Origin of the sequence: Streptomyces sp. NBC_01363 (genome assembly GCF_026340595.1) — a bacterium.
GTDB lineage: Bacteria > Actinomycetota > Actinomycetes > Streptomycetales > Streptomycetaceae > Streptomyces.
Map to the genome: position 1 here is coordinate 723,408 of NZ_JAPEPF010000002.1, position 18,966 is coordinate 742,373.

General features: G+C 70.1%; 19 protein-coding genes. 14 read left to right on the forward strand and 5 right to left on the reverse strand.

Annotated elements, in window-relative coordinates; all coding sequences use genetic code 11:
* Positions 1 to 148: 148 nt before the first annotated feature.
* Positions 149 to 1,192: a hypothetical protein gene (locus tag OG611_RS31235; RefSeq protein WP_266427798.1), complete on the forward strand. Its 1,044-nt coding sequence runs from the start codon at positions 149 to 151 to the stop codon at positions 1,190 to 1,192.
* A 63-nt stretch (positions 1,193 to 1,255) separates the two neighbouring features.
* Here OG611_RS31235 and OG611_RS31240 read toward each other — a convergent pair whose 3' ends face one another.
* Both OG611_RS31240 and OG611_RS31245 read right to left on the reverse strand, forming a co-directional pair.
* Positions 1,256 to 2,578 (reverse strand): D-arabinono-1,4-lactone oxidase, encoded by a 1,323-nt coding sequence (locus OG611_RS31240; protein WP_266427800.1) that lies wholly within the window; start codon positions 2,576 to 2,578, stop codon positions 1,256 to 1,258.
* On the reverse strand, positions 2,535 to 3,782 hold the full coding sequence (locus OG611_RS31245) for an MFS transporter (RefSeq protein WP_266427802.1): 1,248 nt from the start codon (positions 3,780 to 3,782) through the stop codon (positions 2,535 to 2,537). Before OG611_RS31245 ends, OG611_RS31240 begins: the two co-directional genes overlap by 44 nt.
* Before the next feature lie 153 nt (positions 3,783 to 3,935).
* On the opposite strand from OG611_RS31245, the gene OG611_RS31250 reads away from it, so the two are divergent.
* Complete coding sequence (locus OG611_RS31250; protein ID WP_266427805.1) at positions 3,936 to 5,063, forward strand: ferrochelatase; 1,128 nt, start codon at positions 3,936 to 3,938, stop codon at positions 5,061 to 5,063.
* Between the two features lie 36 nt (positions 5,064 to 5,099).
* On the forward strand, positions 5,100 to 5,918 hold the full coding sequence (locus tag OG611_RS31255) for an inositol monophosphatase family protein (RefSeq protein WP_266427807.1): 819 nt from the start codon (positions 5,100 to 5,102) through the stop codon (positions 5,916 to 5,918).
* A 60-nt stretch (positions 5,919 to 5,978) separates the two neighbouring features.
* Here OG611_RS31255 and OG611_RS31260 read toward each other — a convergent pair whose 3' ends face one another.
* Positions 5,979 to 6,152, reverse strand: a complete 174-nt coding sequence (locus tag OG611_RS31260) for a hypothetical protein (protein WP_266427810.1) — start codon at positions 6,150 to 6,152, stop codon at positions 5,979 to 5,981.
* Between the two features lie 360 nt (positions 6,153 to 6,512).
* Here OG611_RS31260 and OG611_RS31265 point away from each other — a divergent pair, with 360 nt between their 5' ends.
* The 4 genes from OG611_RS31265 (at position 6,513) to OG611_RS31280 (ending at position 10,102) form a co-directional block, all read left to right on the forward strand.
* On the forward strand, positions 6,513 to 7,166 hold the full coding sequence (locus tag OG611_RS31265; protein ID WP_072485872.1) for a response regulator transcription factor: 654 nt from the start codon (positions 6,513 to 6,515) through the stop codon (positions 7,164 to 7,166).
* 6 nt (positions 7,167 to 7,172) lie between these two features.
* The gene (locus OG611_RS31270) at positions 7,173 to 8,402 is read left to right on the forward strand and encodes a HAMP domain-containing sensor histidine kinase (RefSeq protein ID WP_266427815.1); all 1,230 of its coding nucleotides are present in this window, start codon (positions 7,173 to 7,175) and stop codon (positions 8,400 to 8,402) included.
* 404 nt (positions 8,403 to 8,806) lie between these two features.
* Complete coding sequence (locus OG611_RS31275) at positions 8,807 to 9,103, forward strand: DUF4193 domain-containing protein (RefSeq protein WP_003965732.1); 297 nt, start codon at positions 8,807 to 8,809, stop codon at positions 9,101 to 9,103.
* A gap of 12 nt (positions 9,104 to 9,115) precedes the next feature.
* The gene (locus OG611_RS31280) at positions 9,116 to 10,102 is read left to right on the forward strand and encodes a hypothetical protein (protein ID WP_266427817.1); all 987 of its coding nucleotides are present in this window, start codon (positions 9,116 to 9,118) and stop codon (positions 10,100 to 10,102) included.
* On the opposite strand, the gene OG611_RS31285 is transcribed toward OG611_RS31280, so the two are convergent.
* Positions 10,099 to 10,554 (reverse strand): DUF3093 domain-containing protein, encoded by a 456-nt coding sequence (locus tag OG611_RS31285; protein ID WP_266427820.1) that lies wholly within the window; start codon positions 10,552 to 10,554, stop codon positions 10,099 to 10,101. The genes OG611_RS31280 and OG611_RS31285 overlap by 4 nt on opposite strands.
* Positions 10,555 to 10,612: 58 nt before the next feature.
* Between OG611_RS31285 and OG611_RS31290 the strand changes: the two genes are divergently transcribed.
* The 7 genes from OG611_RS31290 to OG611_RS31320 all read left to right on the forward strand — a co-directional run bounded on the left by OG611_RS31290 (position 10,613) and on the right by OG611_RS31320 (position 17,465).
* Positions 10,613 to 11,197, forward strand: coding sequence for a PaaI family thioesterase (locus OG611_RS31290; protein ID WP_266427823.1), 585 nt, complete (start codon positions 10,613 to 10,615; stop codon positions 11,195 to 11,197).
* The gene (dut, locus tag OG611_RS31295; protein WP_266427826.1) at positions 11,197 to 11,730 is read left to right on the forward strand and encodes a dUTP diphosphatase; all 534 of its coding nucleotides are present in this window, start codon (positions 11,197 to 11,199) and stop codon (positions 11,728 to 11,730) included. Before OG611_RS31290 ends, dut begins: the two co-directional genes overlap by 1 nt.
* Position 11,731: 1 nt before the next feature.
* Positions 11,732 to 12,505 carry a DUF3710 domain-containing protein gene (locus OG611_RS31300; RefSeq protein ID WP_266427830.1) on the forward strand — a complete coding sequence of 258 codons (774 nt, stop codon included), beginning with the start codon at positions 11,732 to 11,734 and terminating at the stop codon, positions 12,503 to 12,505.
* 383 nt (positions 12,506 to 12,888) lie between these two features.
* On the forward strand, positions 12,889 to 12,978 hold the full coding sequence (gene kdpF, locus OG611_RS31305) for a K(+)-transporting ATPase subunit F (RefSeq protein ID WP_037701211.1): 90 nt from the start codon (positions 12,889 to 12,891) through the stop codon (positions 12,976 to 12,978).
* A 7-nt stretch (positions 12,979 to 12,985) separates the two neighbouring features.
* Positions 12,986 to 14,650, forward strand: a complete 1,665-nt coding sequence (kdpA, locus tag OG611_RS31310) for a potassium-transporting ATPase subunit KdpA (protein WP_266427838.1) — start codon at positions 12,986 to 12,988, stop codon at positions 14,648 to 14,650.
* Positions 14,647 to 16,773 (forward strand): potassium-transporting ATPase subunit KdpB, encoded by a 2,127-nt coding sequence (gene kdpB, locus OG611_RS31315; RefSeq protein WP_266427842.1) that lies wholly within the window; start codon positions 14,647 to 14,649, stop codon positions 16,771 to 16,773. The genes kdpA and kdpB overlap by 4 nt, the downstream gene beginning before the upstream one ends.
* 23 nt (positions 16,774 to 16,796) lie before the next feature.
* Positions 16,797 to 17,465 (forward strand): potassium-transporting ATPase subunit C, encoded by a 669-nt coding sequence (locus OG611_RS31320; protein WP_266427845.1) that lies wholly within the window; start codon positions 16,797 to 16,799, stop codon positions 17,463 to 17,465.
* Between the two features lie 64 nt (positions 17,466 to 17,529).
* Here the strand turns inward: OG611_RS31320 and OG611_RS31325 are convergent, their stop codons facing one another.
* Positions 17,530 to 18,960 carry a M1 family metallopeptidase gene (locus OG611_RS31325; RefSeq protein ID WP_266427847.1) on the reverse strand — a complete coding sequence of 477 codons (1,431 nt, stop codon included), beginning with the start codon at positions 18,958 to 18,960 and terminating at the stop codon, positions 17,530 to 17,532.
* Positions 18,961 to 18,966 lie beyond the last annotated feature (6 nt).

An 18,966-nucleotide genomic window follows, 5' to 3' on the forward strand; every position in this document is an offset into this window, starting at 1 on the left:
GAGGTGCGGGAGTTGAGTCGCCCGGCCCGGGGCGGTGCGCCCCTCGCGCGTGTCCTGCTTCACAGAATCTCCGGAAGCGGAACTAATCACTTCGCTCAAATGTCCCTTCCTGTTGCATGGTGGGAGAGATGTCAATCAAGGGCTGGAAATGGTGCAGAAGCCGGAAAGTGACATAGAACCCAAGGAAAGGCGTATCGATCTGAGCCTGCCGCAGGTGGCGGGCAGTGCCGTGGCGGCGGTCGCGGCAGCGGTGGCGGCCTCCCAGCTGGGTGTGTACGGAACGATCCTCGGCGCCGGAGTGATGAGCGTCGTCGCCACCTGCGGCGGTTCGGTCTTCCAGCACTTCTTCCGGCGTACGGGGGAGCAGATCCGCGAGGTCACGGTCCAGGTGAAGCACCCGGACCGTGAGGTGACCGTGCATACGCGTGAGACGAGCGGTGCGCGTGCGGCGAAGGGGACGCGCCGGCCGTCGGCCGGAACCCCCGCCGGAACTCCCGACGGAGCCACGGACGCCACCACGATGATGCCCGCCGTGGACGCCACGACCGTGCTGCGCAGGGCGGACGCCGCGACCGCGCCGGGTGACGCGGCGGACGATCCGGACCGTACGCGGATGCTGCGGCCCCTGGACGCGACCCAGTTGCTCACCACGGGGCGCCCGGACCCGGACGAGGAATTCTCCGACGCCACCACGCACGGCACCCGCATCCGCGGCTGGAAGCGGTCGGCGCTCGGGGCGGCCGTGGTCTTCGTCCTCACGATGGCCGGAATCACCACGTACGAGCTGATCTCCGGCAACGACCTGAGCGGTGGCCAGGGCACGACCGTCGGCTCCGTCGTGCGCGGCGGGGAGCGGAGTTCCGGGTCGGACGATCCGGCGCCGTCGACGGGCACCGACCCCGGCCAGGAGCGGACGCCGGGCCAGGAGGGCGGCACGACGCCCGGTACGGACCCGCAGGGCGGCCGGAGCCAGAATCCGGACGCCGGTCAGGGCGACGGCTCCTCGGCCGATCCGACGCCCGGTCCCACGCCGTCCGGCAACACCGGTGACCGTACGAGCCCGTCCCCGGCGGCCACTCCCTCCCCGTCGGCGCCCGGCGACGGCGCCACCACCGGCACGGACCCCGCGGGCGGGGGCGCGGCCCCGGCACAGGGCGACGGCGCCACCGTCGGCACGGACACCGGGCAGTGAACGGCCCCGGCGCCCGGGGCACGTACGCCCGGGGCGCGCGGGGCCGTGGCGGGCAGGGAAGCCCTACTCGCCCAGGACCCGGCGCAGGTAGTCGTTGCCGAAGAGCCGGTCCGGGTCCAGCCGGTCGCGTACGGCGGTGAACTCGCCGAAGCGCGGGTACACCCCAGCGAGGTACTCGGCATCGCGAGTGTTGACCTTGCCCCAGTGCGGGCGCCCGCCGTGGGCGGTCATGATGCGCTCGACCGCCGTGAAGTACGCCTGGTAGGGCGTGCCCTTGTAGAGATGGACGGCGATGTACGCGCTCTCGCGGCCCGAGGCCGTGGAGAGCGCGATGTCGTCCGCGGGGGCGGTACGGACCTCCACCGGGAAGCTGACCCGCAGCGGCGAACGCTCGACCATCGCCTTCACCTCGCGCAGCGCCTCCACGGCGGCCTCGCGCGGCAGCGCGTACTCCATCTCCACGAAGCGGACCCGGCGCGGGCTGGTGAAGACCTTGTACGGGATGTCGGTGTACGTACGGGCCGACAGGGCGCGGCTGGAGAGCTTGGCGATCGACGGAATGGTGGCGGGGACCGCCCGGCCGAGCGAACAGGCCACCTGGAAGATCCCGTTGGAGAGGAGCTCGTCCTCGATCCAGCCGCTGACCTTTCCGGGCGGGGCGGCGGGGCCCGCGCTGCGGTTGTTGCGCTTGGTGTTGCAGTTGCCGGTGTGCGGGAACCAGTAGAACTCGAAGTGTTCGTTCTCGGCGACCAGCTCGTCGAAGTCGCCCGTGACCCGGTCGAAGGTCATCGGCTCCTCGCGTGCCGTCAGCAGGAAGACCGGCTCCACGGCGAAGGTGATCGCCGTGATGACACCCAGCGCGCCGAGCCCGATCCGGGCGACGGCGAAGATGTCGGCGTTCTCCTTCTCCGAGCACGTCAGCACCGCGCCGTCGGCGGTGACCAGCTCAAGGGCGCGGATCTGCGCGGATATGGACGCCGAGTCACGGCCGGTGCCATGGGTGCCGGTCGAGGTGGCGCCCGCGACCGTCTGCTCCATGATGTCGCCCATGTTGGTGAGCGAGAGGCCCTCGCGGGCCAGGGCGGTGTTCAGCCGCTTCAGCGGGGTGCCGGCCTCGACGGTCACCGTCATCGCCTCGCGGTCGATGTTCCGGATGCCGGTGAGCAGGTCCGGGCGGATCAGCACGCCGTCGGTGGCCGCCGTCGCGGTGAAGGAGTGCCCGGTGCCGACCGGCTTCACCCGCAGGCCGTCCTCGGACGCCCGGCGCAGCACCTCGGCGAGCTCCGGCACGGAGGCGGGGGACACGGCCCGTACCGGGCGGGCGCTGACATTCCCCGCCCAGTTACGCCACGCGTTCGTCGTCGTCCGTGCGTCGGTGTCGGTCATCTTCCGCGCGCCCTTTCTCAGGAACCGGCCCGCTGAGCCGGCGATACCCCAGGAACGCCACCGCGGCCGCGAGCGCTCCCGCCACGACGGGTACCGCGTACCCCGCCTCGGCCCCCGACGCGTCGACCACCCAGCCGGCGGCCGAGGAGCCGAGCGCCACCCCGACGGCGAGCCCGGTGCTGGTCCAGGTCATGCCCTCGGTCAGTTCGGTGCGCGGTACGTGCTGTTCGACGAGGGCCATGGTGGTGACCATCGTCGGTGCGATGGCGAGACCCGCGACAAAGAGCGCCACGGCCAGGAACGGCAGGTTCCCGGCCAGTTGGAGGGGGATCATACTCACGGCCATCGCGCACACGCCCACCAGCCACCGGGTGGACGCCTTCCCCCTGAGGTGGAGCAGGCCGAAGACCGCGCCGGCCAGGCAGGACCCCAGCGCGTACACGGCCAGCACCAGGCTCGCCGCCGCCTTGTGGCCGCGCTCCTCGGCGAAGGCCACCGTCACCACGTCGACGGACCCGAAGATCGCACCGGTGGCCACGAACGTCACCACGAGCACCTGGAGACCCCGGGAGCGCAGCGCGGAGCCGCCGGTGTGCTGCCGACGCGGATGCGGAACCGGCTCGGTGGCCCGCTGCGCGGTCAGCCAGAGGACACCGACCAGCAGGAACCCGGCGGCCAGGAGCGGCCCCGCCTCCGGGAACCAGGCGGTGGACAGACCGATCGAGATGATCGGCCCGAAGATGAAGCACACCTCGTCGACGATCGACTCCCACGAGTACGCGGTGTGCAGCTCGCGCGGCGAACCGCGGTAGATCTCCGCCCAGCGGGCCCGGATCATCGAACCCACGCTGGGGACGCATCCGGCGCCCGCCGCGAAGACGAAGAGCGTCCAGTCGGACAGCCGCTGCTGCGCGCAGATCAGGAGTCCGGCCACCGCCGCCAGCGCGACGAGGGTGGCGGGACGCAGGACGCGGCGCTGCCCGTGCCGGTCGACGAGCCTGGAGATCAGCGGCCCGAGCACCGCCGCCGACATCGCCAGCGTCGCGGAGAGCGCGCCGGCGAGTCCGTAACGGCCGGTGAGCTGGGAAATCATGGTCACCACGCCGATGCCCATCATGGACAGCGGCATCCGGCCGAGGAATCCGGCCGCCGAGAACCCCTTGGTGCCGGGGGCGGCGAATATCGCGCGGTAGGGACTGGGCAAGGAGGGCTCCGGAACAGCGTGATCGCACACGCCTGTCATACGTGAAGGTAACCGATACAGCTTACGGTCGGGGCGATCGGTCCGTCAGCGGGGTGGGCCCGGGGGCAGATGTCGGTGGGAGGGCTGTCCGAGGCGGGTGGCAGGATCGGTGTCATGTCCGATCTGCGCGATCCCGCTCCCTACGACGCCCTGCTGCTGCTCTCCTTCGGCGGCCCCGAAGGCCCGGACGACGTGGTCCCGTTCCTGGCGAACGTGACCCGTGGCCGAGGCATCCCCGAGGAGCGGCTGAAGGAGGTCGGCAAGCACTACTTCCTGTTCGGCGGCGTCAGCCCGATCAACGCCCAGAACCGAGCCCTGCTGGACGCCCTGCGCAAGGACTTCGCCGAGCACGGACTGGACCTGCCGGTGTACTGGGGCAACCGCAACTGGGCGCCGTACCTCACCGACACCCTGCGCGGGATGACCGCCGACGGGCACCGCCGCATCGCCGTCCTCGCCACCAGCGCCTACGCCTCCTACTCGGGCTGCCGGCAGTACCGGGAGAATCTCGCCGAGTCCCTGGCCGCCCTGGAGGCGGAGGGGCTGCCGGTGCCCCGGGTGGACAAGCTCCGGCACTACTTCAACCATCCCGGGTTCGTGACGCCCATGGTGGACGGCGTCCTCGCCGCCCTGGCCGACCTCCCCGAGGACGTACGGGCCGGGGCGCACCTCGCGTTCACCACGCACTCCATCCCCACCTCGGCCGCCGACACCTCCGGTCCCGCGGAGGCGCACGGAGACGGCGGCGCCTACGTCGCCGAGCACCTCGACGTCGCACGGCTGATCGTCGACGCGGTGCGCGAGGAGACCGGCGTCGAGTACCCCTGGCAGCTCGTCTATCAGTCGCGCAGCGGCGCCCCGCACATCCCCTGGCTGGAGCCCGACATCTGCGACCACCTGGAGGCGCTGCACGCGGACGGCGTGCCCGCCGTGGTGATGGCCCCCATCGGATTCGTCTCGGACCACATGGAAGTCCTGTACGACCTCGACACAGAGGCCACCGCGAAGGCAGCCGAGCTGGGGCTGCCGGTGCGCCGGTCGGCGACCGTGGGCGCCGACCCGCGGTTCGCCGCGGCCGTGCGTGAACTGGTGCTGGAGCGTGCCGCCACCGAGCGGGGACGGGGCGGGGACCGGTGCGCGCTGGGCGCGCTCGGACCGGGCCACGACCGCTGCCCGGTCGGCTGCTGCCCGGCACGGGCCCCCAAGCCCGCCGCCGCGGGTGCCGACAGCCCGTACGCGTAGGAGTCCCGCCGTACCCCCGCAGACCCCTGGAGAGCCGTGACCGACCCGAACCTGTCCGAACTGCTCGACCTCGCCCTGGAGGCCGCCGGCCGCGCGGGCGCGCTGCTCCGTGACGGCCGCCCGGCCGATCTGGGCGTGGCCGCGACCAAGTCCAGCCCGATCGATGTCGTCACCGAGATGGACATCGCCGCAGAGAAGCTGATCACCGGCTTCCTGAGCGAACGCCGCCCGCAGGACGGCTTCCTCGGCGAGGAAGGGGCCAGTGCCGAGGGCAGCAGCGGTATCCGCTGGGTCATCGACCCGCTCGACGGCACCGTGAACTACCTGTACGGACTGCCCACCTGGGCCGTCTCCATCGCCGCCGAACGGGACGGCGTGCGGGTCGTGGGCGTGGTGGAGGCCCCGATGCGCCGCGAGACCTACCGGGCGGTGCTCGGCGGTGGTGCGTACGCCAGGGGCGGCGCTTACGGCGAGGGTGCCGCGCTGCGTTGCCGGCCCGCGCCGCCGCTCGACCAGGCGCTCGTCTCGACCGGTTTCAACTACGTCAGCGACGTCCGTACGCACCAGGCGGACGTGGCTCAGAAGCTGATCCCGCGCCTTCGCGACATCCGGCGCAGCGGCTCCGCCGCCGTGGACCTCTGCGATGTGGCCTCGGGCCGCCTCGACGGCTATTACGAGCGAGGGCTCCACCCCTGGGACCTCGCGGCCGGCGACCTCATCGCCCGCGAGGCGGGCGCGCACACCGGCGGGCGTCCCGGGCTCCCCGCCGACGGGGACCTGACCGTCGCCGCGACGCCGGGCGTCTTCGAGCCGCTCCAGGCTCTCCTGGAGGAGTTCGGCGCCTGGCACGACTAGGGCCACGAGAAGGGCCCCTGACACCGGTCATGGCATCAGGGGCCCTTCTCGCCGAGGTGCTCAGACGCTGGTGGCGCCGATCTCGACGCCGTGCTCGGCGGCGAGGCGGTGAAGGTCCTCCAGCTCGCTCTGCTCGACATCCGCGAGGAAGTCGTCGCCCGTCTCCCGAGCTCTCGTGAGGTCGTACTCGGTGGTCTTGATCCGCTGCAGCAGACCTGCGGTGAAAGCGTCCATAATGCGCCCCCTCATCGTGGGTCGGTGGCACGGGGGTGTGCCCGGGGTTTCCCTCCGCACGGAGGCGGTAGGGCGGGTGATCACGCGCTCTCCGGGGACGGAGTGGCCTGTGGCACGCCACATTCAAGGCGCGATCTCGGGTGTGAATTCGTCCTCCCCGGGCCGGGGACCGGAGAAACCTCAACTGGCCGGTAAATCCGGTGGATTCCGCTGAGCCCCAGGTCGGGCAGCGTCGTCTTACCGCCGGTTTATGCGCGTTGCGGGCAGGATGGAGCCGCACAGACCAGTGCCGACGGGTGTCCGGATCACGGACCGTGGGCACTTCGAGACGTTCTGAAGTTTCTAAGGAAGGACAGCGCCGTGCGCGTACTCGTCGTGGAGGACGAGCAACTGCTCGCCGATGCGGTGGCCACCGGATTGCGCCGGGAGGCCATGGCCGTCGATGTCGTGTACGACGGTGCGGCGGCCCTGGAGCGCATCGAGGTCAACGACTACGACGTCGTGGTGCTGGACCGGGATCTCCCCCTGGTGCACGGCGACGACGTCTGCCGCCGGATCGTCGAGCTGGGCATGCCCACCCGGGTGCTCATGCTCACCGCGTCCGGTGACGTCAGCGACCGGGTCGAGGGCCTGGAGCTGGGTGCCGACGACTATCTGCCCAAGCCGTTCGCGTTCAGCGAGCTCACCGCGCGGGTGCGGGCGCTCGGCCGGCGTACGACGGTGGCCCTGCCGCCCGTCCTGGAGCGGGCCGGCATCAAGCTCGACCCCAACCGGCGCGAGGTCTTCCGGGGCGAGACGGAGGTCCAGCTCGCGCCGAAGGAGTTCGCCGTGCTGGAGGTCCTGATGCGCAGCGAGGGCGCGGTCGTCTCGGCCGAGCAGCTGCTGGAGAAGGCCTGGGACGAGAACACCGACCCGTTCACCAACGTCGTCCGGGTGACCGTGATGACGCTGCGCCGGAAACTCGGCGAGCCGCCGGTGATCGTCACCGTGCCCGGTTCCGGCTACCGGATCTGACGGCCGATGCCCACCGCCCCCGCGCCGCCGACGGCGCCCCCGAAGCCCACCTGGGAGCCCAAACAGCAGGAGCCCCCCTACTGGCTGCGCCCGACCATCCGGATACGGCTCACGCTGCTCTACGGCGGCATGTTCCTGATCGCCGGCATCCTGCTGCTGTCGATCATCTACATGCTGGCCGCGCAGGCCCTGCACGTGGGCAGCGAGCTTCCGTTCAAGATCGTCAACGGGCAGGTCACCAGTAATGTCTGCAACCTGCCCGAGAAGGCGTCGCCGGAGTCCTTCAACGCGGCGATGAACTCCTGCGTCAATCACCAGCGACAGCAGGCGCTCGACACGCTCCTCAACCGGTCGCTGCTGGCCCTGGTGGGCCTGAGCGTCATCGCCTTCGCCTTCGGCTACGCGATGGCCGGGCGCGTGCTCTCGCCGCTGGGCCGGATCACCCGCACCGCCCGCCGGGTGGCCGGAACCGACCTGTCCCGCCGGATCGAGCTGGACGGCCCGGACGACGAGCTGAAGGAGCTCGCCGACACCTTCGACGAGATGCTCGACCGCCTGGAGCGGGCCTTCACCGCCCAGCAGCGGTTCGTCGGCAACGCGTCGCACGAGCTGCGCACGCCGCTCGCGATCAACCGCACACTGCTGGAGGTCCATCTCTCCGATCCCCAGGCCCCGCCGGAGCTGAAGCAGCTCGGCAAGACCCTGCTGGCCACCAACGAGCGCAGTGAGCAGCTGGTCGAGGGCCTGCTGCTGCTGGCCCGCAGCGACAACCAGATCGTCGAGCGCAAACCGGTCGACCTCGCGGAGGTCGCCTCGCGCGCGATCGACCAGACACGCGGCGAGGCCGAGGAGCGTGGTGTGGCGATCCGCGGCGAGCGGGCTCCGGCGGTCGTCCAGGGCAACGGCGTCCTGCTGGAGCGGATTGCCCTGAACCTCGTACAGAACGCCGTGCGCTACAACGTTCCCGAGGAGGGCTGGGTGGAGGTCACCACCGAGCTGCAGGGCGGCCAGGCCCTGCTGGTGGTCTCGAACACCGGGCCCGTGGTGCCCGCGTACGAGATCGACAACCTCTTCGAGCCCTTCAGACGGCTGCGTACGGAGCGAACGGGCAGCGACAAGGGGGTCGGGCTCGGCCTGTCGATCGCGCGGTCCGTGGCGCGCGCCCACGGCGGCCGTATCATCGCGGAGCCCCGTGAAGGCGGTGGTCTCGTGATGCGCGTCTCACTTCCGGTCTGAGAGGCCGGACGGAGCGATCCGTACACGAATTAGTTTGTTCGCTTTGAGCGGAATTTTCGGGACGTGCGCCCGGATCGTCCGTGTGTGATCGATCACAGAAGCGAATTTCCGACCGTCAACGCTCCGTGATCAGTGGCGCCACCGGAAAACCCGCAAAAGTCGGGGTTTTCGGGGCCCGATATCACGGGAAGTACACGGGGTGGCGCCCGTGAAGCGCGACACCGGGACCGTGTACGGTCCCCATCGCCACCCAAGCCGGCCGCTCCCCAGCGGTCCTATTGGGTGTCGATTGAGTAACAGACCTTGATGTGAGGCAAAATCTCCGCCTCGGGTCGGGCACAAGTCCGGCCTCTCACGCGTTACGTGCGCTGAGACACCGCAGACACCCAGAGGGGGAGAGCGACATGGCAACGGATTACGACACCCCACGCAAGACCGATGACGACGTCGACCAGGACAGCCTCGAAGAACTCAAGGCTCGCCGGAGCGACAAGACGGCGTCCGCCGTCGACGTCGACGAATTCGACGCGGCCGAAGGACTGGAGCTGCCCGGCGCAGACCTGTCCAACGAGGAGCTGGCCGTCAGGGTCCTGCCCAAGCAGGCCGACGAGTTCACGTGCATGAGCTGCTTCCTCGTGCACCACAGGAGCCAGCTGGCACGCGAGAAGAACGGCCAGCCGATCTGCCGCGACTGCGACTAGGTCGCGCCGACCGTGGCAGGCGACACACCGTTCCGGAAGCGACGCTTGCGGCGCAAGAGGTCGTCGGAGGCGTATCAGGGCGGCACAGGCCCGGCAGAAGGCGTAGCAGCGCCTGCCGAGCGGTCCGCCCTGCCGCCCTCCCCGGGTGAGCGGGACGACGAGCGAGGCCGGCCGGCCTCGCTCGAAGCAGTGGTCGCGGCAGTTGAAGGAGTCGACACGGCCGATGGGGCCGGACAGGTCGACAGGACGGAGCCCGTGACCGGGGCAGGCCGTCTGAGTTCAGTGAAACGGGGCGTACGCAAGGGCGGGGTGAGCGCCAAGGCAGCGATCGGTCATATCGCCGACCTGATCATCGAGAACGCTCCCCGCGTCCCTGTGCGCGATCTCGCCACCCTGCGCAAGCAGTTCCCCGGCCTCGGCCCGGAGGAGCTCGCCGACAAGCTCATCGCAGGTGCGAGCAAGGGCACCGCCACCGTCGGCGCCGGTATCGGCGCGGCGGCGATGATGCCCGTACCGCCCGCCATGCTCGCCGAGCTGGCGGCGGAGATCACCGGTGTGGCCGCGATCGAGATGAAACTCGTCGCCGAGCTGCACGAGGTCTACGGGCTCCGCCCGCCGGGCGGGCTCGGTCAGCGTTCCACCGCCTACCTCACGTCCTGGACGGAGGAGCGCGGAATCGACGTCGCCCACCCCACGACGGTCAACGCCGCGCTGGGCGGCCAGATGAAGCGCGAGCTGCGCCAGCAGATCATGAAGCGCATGGCGCGCGATCTGCCGAATCTGATCCCGTTCATGGTCGGCGCCGCCGTCGGCGCGATGATGAACCGGCGCGACACCAGAAAGCTCGCCGAACGGGTCAGGAAGGACCTGCGCAAGCGCCAGATCCCCTGGGACAGGCTCCCCGAGCTGCCCCCACTGGAGCGGCAGGTGGGCCCCCGCAAGGGCCTGCCGGGCCCAGGGGGCTTTCGTTCGGATCAGGCCGGCGCGGAGGAAACCTAGACGCGTACGGCGGCGAGCGCCGCCACCAGGGCCTGCGGCTCGCGCGTCGACAGATAGACGTACGGAGTCGGGTCCTGCGGGTCGGTGACCTCCACCCGGACGGCCGTCGGGATGTAGCTGCGCAGCAGCATGAACGCGCGGGTGTCCGCCTTGTAGGAGCGCCACGCGCGCGCCTCTTCCTCGTCCAGCACCTCGGCCTCGCCGAGTGCCGTCACCGGAATCCGCGCGTCGCCGGCGACCAGGGCGCCCGCCACGACCCGGATCCTGGCCGAGCCGTAGGAGCTCACCGCGACCGCGGACAGGGCCGTGCCGCCCGCCAGGCCGGCCAGCAGGGGCAGGGTGCCGAGCGGCAGCAGCATCAGTGCGCAGGCGATGCCGACCAGGAGGGCGATGAGCCACCACGAACGGGGTGCGGTCAGTCGTTCGTCGAAAGGCGGGGTGGAAGGCTGCATGAACCCAAGCTTGGCACGGCGCGACCCGCGGGTAGCCGCGCGGGTAAGGTCTGCGCCTGTGAGTGGAACATCTGAGGCTCTGAAGCCCCCGGCCGACGCGGTGAAACCGGTCCGGCACCCCGAAGCCCCGGCCCCCGGCGAACTCCTCGGCGCGCACTACGAACACTGTTTCGGCTGCGGCGGAGGACAGCAGCACGGGCTGCACCTCCAGGCGCGGGCCGGTGACGGCGTCGGCGTCACCGCCGAGTTCACGGTGAAGGCCGCCCACCAGGGCGCCCCGGGTCTGGCGCACGGCGGCATTCTGACCACCGCGCTGGACGAGACGCTCGGCTCGCTGAACTGGCTCCTGCGGGTGATCGCCGTGACCGGACGGCTGGAGACCGACTTCGTGCGTCCGGTGCCGGTGGACACCGTGCTGCACCTCGACGCCGAGATCACCGCGGTGCACGGCCGGAAGATCTACTCCCGGGCCACCGGCCGGATCGGTGGCCCGGACGGGCCCGTGGCGGTCCGGGCCGAGGCCCTCTTCATCGAGGTCAAGGTCGAGCACTTCATCGAGAACGGCCGTCCGGCCGAGATCCGGGCGGCGATGGCCGACCCGGACCAGGCCAGGCGGGCCCGTGCCTTCGAGGTGAACCCCTGATGGGCCGGCCCGTGGACGTACTGATCCGCCGGGTCGACCCGGACGTGCCGATTCCGGCCTATGGGCACCCGGGCGACGCCGGTGCCGATCTGGTGACCACCGAGGCCGTCGAACTTGCCCCGGGCGAGCGGGCGGTGCTGCCCACCGGGGTGTCGATCGCGCTGCCCGACGGATACGCCGCGTTCGTGCACCCGCGCTCCGGTCTCGCCGCACGCTGCGGAGTCGCCCTGGTGAATGCCCCGGGGACGGTTGATGCCGGGTACCGTGGAGAGATCAAGGTGATCGTCATCAATCTCGACCCGCGTGAGCCCGTGCGGTTCGAGCGGTTCGACCGGATTGCCCAACTGGTCGTCCAACAGGTCGAGAAGGTGCGCTTCCACGAGGTGGCCGAGCTGCCCGGCTCGGCCCGCGGCGAGGGAGGCTTCGGATCCACCGGAGGGCATGCTTCCGGTGATGTTGATGGCGTCAGGGGCGGGATTACCCAGGGCGGGAACAGCTACGCTTCGGTCGTACCCGACCGGGAAGGACAGTGACGTGTTCGGACGTCGCAAGAAGAGTGGTTCCGCCGAGGACGTGGCGGACGAAGCGCGCGAGGCCGAGCAGGTCGTCGACGAGCTCGATGACACCGACGGTGCCGACAGCGGCTCGCGTCGGGTGAACCTCCCGCCGGCGCCGCGCCCGGACGGGCCGTGGGACGTCTCCGAGGTCTCCCAGCCCGGCGAGGGCCGGGTCGACCTGGGCGGTGTCTTCGTGCCCGGCGTCGAGGGCATGGAGCTGCGTGTCGAGGTGGCCGGTGACGCGATCGTCGCCGCGACCGTTGTGCTGCGCGACAGCGCCATCCAGCTGCAGGCCTTCGCAGCGCCCAAGAAGGAAGGCATCTGGGGCGAGGTCCGCGAGGAGATCGCCTCCGGCATCACCCAGCAGGGCGGGATCATCGACGAGGTCGAGGGCCCGCTGGGCTGGGAGCTGCGTGCCCAGGTCCCCGTACAGCTCCCGGACGGGACGAACGGCGTACAGCTGGTGCGCTTCGTCGGCGTCGACGGGCCGCGCTGGTTCCTGCGCGGAGTGATCTCCGGCCAGGGTGCCGTGCAGCCGGAGGCCGCCGGGCTGCTGGAGACGATCTTCCGGGACACCGTGGTCGTCCGTGGCGAGGGCCCGATGGCTCCGCGCGACCCGATCGTCCTCAAGCTGCCCAACGATGCCCAGATGGTGCCCGAGGGCGTCCAGCAGGAGAGCCAGGAGAGCTCGAAGTTCTCCGGTGGCATGGGCCAGCTCCAGCGTGGACCCGAGATCACCGAGGTGCGCTGAGCGGGCACGGGCAGCCGCCCGGCACAGCTTCGGCCGGTGGGCCGTATCCCCATGTCGAGGGGGTACGGCCCACCGGCCGTTGTGCGTCCGGAGAGGGTTCCAGGAGGGCTCCGGACCGGTACCGCAAGGCGAGTTTCGGACAGCGCGTAAAAGGGGCGCGTATGGGGCGCGTATAGGGCACGTATGTGCGCCGTCAAGGGCCCGCCGTTCCCCGTAAGGAAGCCATCAACGCAGGCCAGGACGCCCATGGCGAGGGGTTTGCTCAAGAGGTCCGAGAATCCGTACCTCATCTAGGAGCACACGATGGCCGATGTGGCCTTCGTCGTCACCACGATCGCGGTGTTCGCGTTGGTGGCTCTCGTCGCCAAGGGGGTGGCGAAGCTGTGACTGCCGAGAACATCGTCGGCCTGATCGTGGCCGTCGCCCTGCTGGGCTACCTCGTCCTCGCCCTTCTGTACCCGGAGAGGTTCTGAGCCCGATATGAGCCCCGTCCTCGCTGGTGTGCTCCAGGTTCTCGCGCTCGTCGTGGCGCTGGGGCTGGCGTACCGACCGCTCGGTGACTACATGGCCGGCGTCTACTCCTCGACGAAGCACCTGCGCGTCGAGAAGTGGATGTACAAAGCCGTCGGCGCCGATCCGAACACGGAGATGCGCTGGCCCGCGTATCTGCGTGGGGTGCTCGCCTTCTCCGCGGTGAGCGTCCTCTTCCTCTATCTGCTGCAGCGGCTGCAGGGCGCGCTGCCCGGTTCGCTCGGCTTCGCCTCGATCGATCCGGACCAGGCGTTCAACACGGCGGCGTCGTTCGTCGCCAACACCAACTGGCAGTCGTACTCAGGCGAACAGGCCATGGGCCACGTCGTGCAGACCGGCGGCCTCGCGGTGCAGAACTTCGTCTCGGCGGCCGTCGGCATGGCCGTGGCGGTGGCCCTCGTACGGGGCTTCGCCCGCTCCCGCACCGGTGAGCTGGGCAACTTCTGGTCCGACCTGGTGCGCGGCACCGTACGGATCCTGCTGCCGATCGCCGTGGTCGGCGCGCTGTTGCTCGTGGCCTGCGGCGCGATCCAGAACTTCGCCGGCATCCATGAGGTCGGGCAGTTCATGGGCGGTTCGCAGCAGTGGAACGGTGGCGCCGTGGCCTCCCAGGAGGCCATCAAGGAGCTGGGCACGAACGGTGGCGGTTACTTCAACGCCAACTCGTCCCACCCGTTCGAGAACCCCAACGGGCTGTCCAACCTTCTTGAGATCTTCCTGATCCTGGTGATTCCGTTCGCGCTGACGCGGACGTTCGGCCGGATGGTCGGCTCGCTCAAGCAGGGTTACGCGATCCTCGCGACGATGGGCGTCATCTGGCTGGGCTTCACCACCCTGATGATGTGGACCGAATTCGCCCACCACGGGCCCGCGTTCGACATCGCGGGCGGGTCGATGGAGGGCAAGGAGACCCGGTTCGGGATCGCCGGCTCGTCGATCTTCGCGGTGGCCACGACGCTCACCTCCACCGGTGCGGTGAACTCCTTCCACTCCTCGTACACGGGCTTCGGCGGGGGCATCACGATGCTGGGCATGCAGCTCGGCGAGATCGCGCCCGGAGGTGTGGGGTCCGGCCTCTACGGCATGCTCGTCATGGCGATCATCGCGGTGTTCATCGCCGGACTGATGGTCGGCCGCACCCCGGAGTACCTCGGCAAGAAGATCGGCACCCGTGAGATCAAGCTCGCGGCCTGCTACATCCTGATCACCCCGGCGCTGGTGCTCTGCTTCACCGCCGCGGCGATGGCGCTGCCCACCCCGCCCCACTCGATGACCAACACCGGCGCACACGGATTCTCCGAGATCCTCTACGCCTACACCTCGGGTGCCAACAACAACGGTTCGGCGTTCGCCGGGCTCAACGCGGACACGCAGTGGTTCAACACCACGATCGGTCTCGCGATGCTGCTCGGCCGGTTCCTGCCCATGGTGTTCGTCCTCGCGCTGGCCGGCTCGCTCGCCGAGCAGAAGCCCGTACCGGCGACCGTGGGCACCCTGGGCACGCACAAGCCGCTCTTCAGCGGACTGCTGGTCGGCACGATCCTGATCATCACCGGGCTGACCTACTTCCCGGCCCTGGCGCTGGGACCGCTGGCCGAGGGGCTGGCGTCATGACCACTCGTACGGAGCAAGAGGACTCGATGTCCACTGTCACCCCCACCCGGGCACCGCACCAGGACGCGCCCACGGGTCACCAGAGCGAAGGACGTGTCGGCGGGGGCCTGTTCGACCCCGCACAGCTGATCCGGTCCTTCCCCGACGCGATACGCAAGCTCGACCCCAGGGTGATGGTCAAGTCCCCGGTGATGTTCGTGGTGCTGATCGGTTCGGTGTTCACGACCGTGCTGGCGTGCCTGGACCCGGGCGAGTGGTTCGGCTGGGCGATCACGGCCTGGCTGTGGCTGACCACGATCTTCGCCAACCTGGCGGAGGCGGTCGCCGAGGGACGCGGCAAGGCGCAGGCCGACACGCTGCGCAAGGCCAAGACCGACACCGTCGCCCGGCGGCTGACCGGCGGGAGCGAGGAGCTGGTGCCCGGCACCGAGCTGCGCATCGGTGATCTGGTGGTCTGCGAGGCCGGTGACATCATCCCCGGCGACGGCGATGTCGTCGAGGGCGTCGCGAGCGTCGACGAGTCCGCGATCACGGGCGAGTCCGCCCCGGTCATCCGGGAGTCCGGCGGTGACCGGAGTGCCGTCACCGGGGGCACGAAGGTGCTCTCCGACCGCATCGTCGTCAAGATCACCACCAAGCCCGGTGAGACCTTCATCGACCGGATGATCGCCCTGGTCGAGGGCGCCGCCCGGCAGAAGACGCCCAACGAGATCGCGCTGAACATCCTCCTCGCGTCCCTCACGATCGTCTTCCTGCTCGCCGTGGTCACCCTCCAGCCCTTCGCGATCTACGCCGGGCAGAAGCAGTCGATGATCGTGCTGACCGCCCTGCTGGTCTGCCTGATCCCGACGACCATCGGCGCGCTGCTCTCCGCCATCGGCATCGCCGGCATGGACCGCCTCGTCCAGCGCAATGTGCTCGCCATGTCGGGGCGGGCCGTCGAGGCCGCCGGAGACGTGTCGACCCTGCTGCTCGACAAGACCGGCACCATCACGCTCGGCAACCGGCAGGCCGCCGAGTTCGTCCCCGTGAAGGGCACGACCGAGGCCGAACTGGCGGACGCGGCCCAGCTCTCCTCACTGGCCGACGAGACTCCCGAGGGCCGCTCGATCGTCGTGCTCGCCAAGGAGAAGTACGGGCTGCGCGAACGACACCAGGGCGAACTGTCCGGCGCCGAGTGGGTGGCGTTCACCGCCCAGACCCGCATGTCCGGCGTCGACGTGGACGGACGCAAGGTCCGCAAGGGCGCCACCGGTTCGGTCGTCGCCTGGGTCAAGGAGCGCGGCGGCACCGTCTCGCAGGACGCGCAGAAGCTCACCGACACGATCTCCGGGGCGGGCGGCACACCGCTGCTGGTGGCCCTGGAGGACGAGCACGGCGCCCGGGTCCTCGGCGTCATCCACCTCAAGGACGTCGTCAAGGAGGGCATGCGCGAGCGGTTCGACGAGCTGCGCCGGATGGGCATCAAGACGGTCATGATCACCGGCGACAACCCGCTGACCGCGAAGGCCATCGCCGAGGAAGCAGGGGTCGACGACTTCCTCGCCGAGGCCACGCCCGAGGACAAGATGGCCCTCATCAAGCGCGAGCAGGCGGGCGGCAAGCTCGTCGCGATGACCGGCGACGGCACCAACGACGCGCCGGCGCTGGCCCAGGCGGATGTCGGCGTGGCCATGAACACCGGCACCTCGGCCGCCAAGGAGGCCGGGAACATGGTGGACCTGGACTCCAACCCCACCAAGCTGATCGAGATCGTCGAGATCGGCAAGCAGTTGCTCATCACCCGCGGTGCGCTGACGACGTTCTCGATCGCCAACGACGTCGCGAAGTACTTCGCGATCATCCCCGCGATGTTCGCCGTCGTCTATCCCGGCCTGGACAAGCTGAACATCATGCAGCTGTCCTCGCCCCAGTCCGCGATCCTGTCGGCCGTGATCTTCAACGCGCTGATCATCATCGCGCTGGTGCCGCTCGCCCTGAAGGGCGTGCGCTACCGGCCCAGCAGCGCCGACTCGATGCTCCGGCGCAACCTCGGGATCTACGGACTCGGCGGTCTGGTCGCCCCGTTCATCGGCATCAAGATCATCGACATGGTCATCTCCCTCGTACCCGGGCTGAACTGAATCTAGGAATCGGCTGACCTGCCATGAACAACTCCGTAGGAAACACCGCCCGGTTGCTCTGGGCCGGGCTGCGTGCCCTGCTCGTCCTCACCGTCGTCTGCGGCGTGCTCTACCCGCTCGCCGTCACGGGCGTCGCCCAGGGCATCTTCCCCGACAAGGCCAACGGCTCCGAGATCACCGCGAACGGCAAGGTCGTCGGTTCCGAACTCATCGGCCAGCGCTACGACCTGCCGCTGAAGAAGGGACAGGAGACCGCGGCCCCGGACCTCAAGTGGTTCCAGCCGCGCCCCTCCAACGGCCTGGGCGCCAACAGCGTCAACGCCCAGTACAAGCTGATCCTCTCCGGCGCGACCAACCGCTCCGGCGACAACAAGGAACTGATCGCCTGGGTCACCGCCGCCAAGGCCGCCGTGGTCAAGGACAACTCCGTCCCCGGCCACCCGGTCAGCCCCTCGGACGTGCCGGCCGACGCCGTCACCTCCTCCGGCTCCGGCCTCGACCCGGCCATCTCCCCGGCGTACGCACAGCTCCAGGTGCGCCGGGTGGCCGAGCGGAACCACCTCGCCGTCGACCGGGTGGAGAAGCTCGTCGAACAGCACACGGACGGCCGGATCCTCGGCTTCGTCGGCGAGCCGAGGGTCAACGTCCTCCAGCTCAACATCGCCCTGAAGCAGTTGGTGAACGGGGCCTGAGGAAGCCCGAACAGCGAGGTGCGGGGGCCGGCCACCTCGGCCGGCCCCCGCACCTCTCACCTGTTCACCGGGCCGGTGTGCCCAGGGTGCCGGGGTAGAGGTACTTCTGCGGCGGGAGCACCGTGCCGTCCACCCACGCCGCGAAGAAGCCCTTGAGGTCCTTGCCCGAGACCTTCGCCGCCAGCGCCTCGAACTGCCGGAACGAGGCATTGCCGTAGGCGTGGTCGCGGGTCCAGGTCCGGAGCGTCCGGAAGAACGCCTCGTCGCCCACCGTGCGGCGCAGGGCGTGCAGCATCAGCGAGCCCTTGAAGTACAGAGCCGCGTCCAGTTCCTTGCCCGGTCCCGGGTCGTAGAGCTTGACGGACCAGAACGACGGATCGTTCCTGTACTCCTCCACCTCGGACCGGTAGTAGTCCTGGTCCAGGTCGGCGCCCTTGTGCTCCTCCCACAACTGCCCCGCGTACTGGGCGAAGCACTCGGCGACGCAGCCGTCCCGCCAGTCCTTGAACGAGACGCTGTCACCGAACCACTGGTGGGTGTTCTCATGGACCATCGAGGCGTCGAAGAGCATGGAGCCGTAGGTGGGGCGGCTCTGCGTCTCCAGGGCGAGTGGGCCGTCGGTGGGCTCCTTCGAGGCCCCGACGACGATGGCGCCCGCGGAGGAGAAGGGATACGGGCCGAACCTCGCGGTCAGGAAGTCCAGGATCTCCGTCTGCTGGGCCTCCGCCTCGGGGTCGATGACGGCGTCCGGGCTGTACGCCGTGATGACCGGCGTTCCGGCGGCCGTCCGGCCGCGGTGGACGGTGAACCGGTCGATGGCGACCGTGCTGAGGTACGTGGCCATCGGCCTGTCCTCGAACCAGCGGAAGGTCCTTCGGCCGTCCTTGACGCTCTCGGGGCCGGGCAGGCCGTTGCCGATGGCCGTCCACCCGTCGGGGACCGTCGCGGTGAGGGCGAAGGTGGCCTTGTCGGACGGGTGGTCGTTGGCGGGGTACCAGGAGGTCGCGGAGTGCGGTTCGCCCGCCACGTTCGCGCCGCCGGTCTTCAGGGTGTGCCAGCCCTCGGGGTCGGGTCGGCCCGCGTACTCCACCCGGACCTCGAACGTCGTGCCCTTCGTCACCGGGCGGGCCGGGGTGATGACCAGCTCATGGGCGCCGGCCCGGGAGAACGCCTTCGCCGGGGCGCCGTTCACCTTCACCGATGCCACGGTGAAGCCCTTGAGGTCCAGGCTGAACCGGTCCAGGCCGGTCAGGGCGCGGGCGGTGACGGTGGTGTCGCCGTCGAGGCGGTCGGTGTGCGCCGGGTCGTAGGAGATGCGGACGTCGTAGTGGGAGACGTCGTAGCCGGAATTGCCGTCGTCGGGGAAGTACGGGTCGCCGAGGCCGGGGCCGCCGATGGCAGCCGAGGCGGGGACGGTGGCCAGCACGGAACCGCTCACGACCGCGGCCACCAGGGCGGCAACGGTCCTGCGGCGTCGGTTCAGGAGTCTGTACATGTCTCG

What these genes read in the sequence shown, in the direction of transcription:
- OG611_RS31235 (WP_266427798.1), top strand. Translation starts at nt 149, where the DNA reads ATGGTGCAGAAGCCGGAAAGTGACATAGAACCCAAGGAAAGGCGTATC.
- OG611_RS31240 (WP_266427800.1), bottom strand. Translation starts at nt 2,578, where the DNA reads ATGACCGACACCGACGCACGGACGACGACGAACGCGTGGCGTAACTGG.
- OG611_RS31250 (WP_266427805.1), top strand. Translation starts at nt 3,936, where the DNA reads ATGTCCGATCTGCGCGATCCCGCTCCCTACGACGCCCTGCTGCTGCTC.
- OG611_RS31260 (WP_266427810.1), bottom strand. Translation starts at nt 6,152, where the DNA reads ATGGACGCTTTCACCGCAGGTCTGCTGCAGCGGATCAAGACCACCGAG.
- OG611_RS31270 (WP_266427815.1), top strand. Translation starts at nt 7,173, where the DNA reads ATGCCCACCGCCCCCGCGCCGCCGACGGCGCCCCCGAAGCCCACCTGG.
- OG611_RS31275 (WP_003965732.1), top strand. Translation starts at nt 8,807, where the DNA reads ATGGCAACGGATTACGACACCCCACGCAAGACCGATGACGACGTCGAC.
- OG611_RS31285 (WP_266427820.1), bottom strand. Translation starts at nt 10,554, where the DNA reads ATGCAGCCTTCCACCCCGCCTTTCGACGAACGACTGACCGCACCCCGT.
- dut (WP_266427826.1), top strand. Translation starts at nt 11,197, where the DNA reads ATGGGCCGGCCCGTGGACGTACTGATCCGCCGGGTCGACCCGGACGTG.
- kdpA (WP_266427838.1), top strand. Translation starts at nt 12,986, where the DNA reads ATGAGCCCCGTCCTCGCTGGTGTGCTCCAGGTTCTCGCGCTCGTCGTG.
- kdpB (WP_266427842.1), top strand. Translation starts at nt 14,647, where the DNA reads ATGACCACTCGTACGGAGCAAGAGGACTCGATGTCCACTGTCACCCCC.
- OG611_RS31320 (WP_266427845.1), top strand. Translation starts at nt 16,797, where the DNA reads ATGAACAACTCCGTAGGAAACACCGCCCGGTTGCTCTGGGCCGGGCTG.
- OG611_RS31325 (WP_266427847.1), bottom strand. Translation starts at nt 18,960, where the DNA reads ATGTACAGACTCCTGAACCGACGCCGCAGGACCGTTGCCGCCCTGGTG.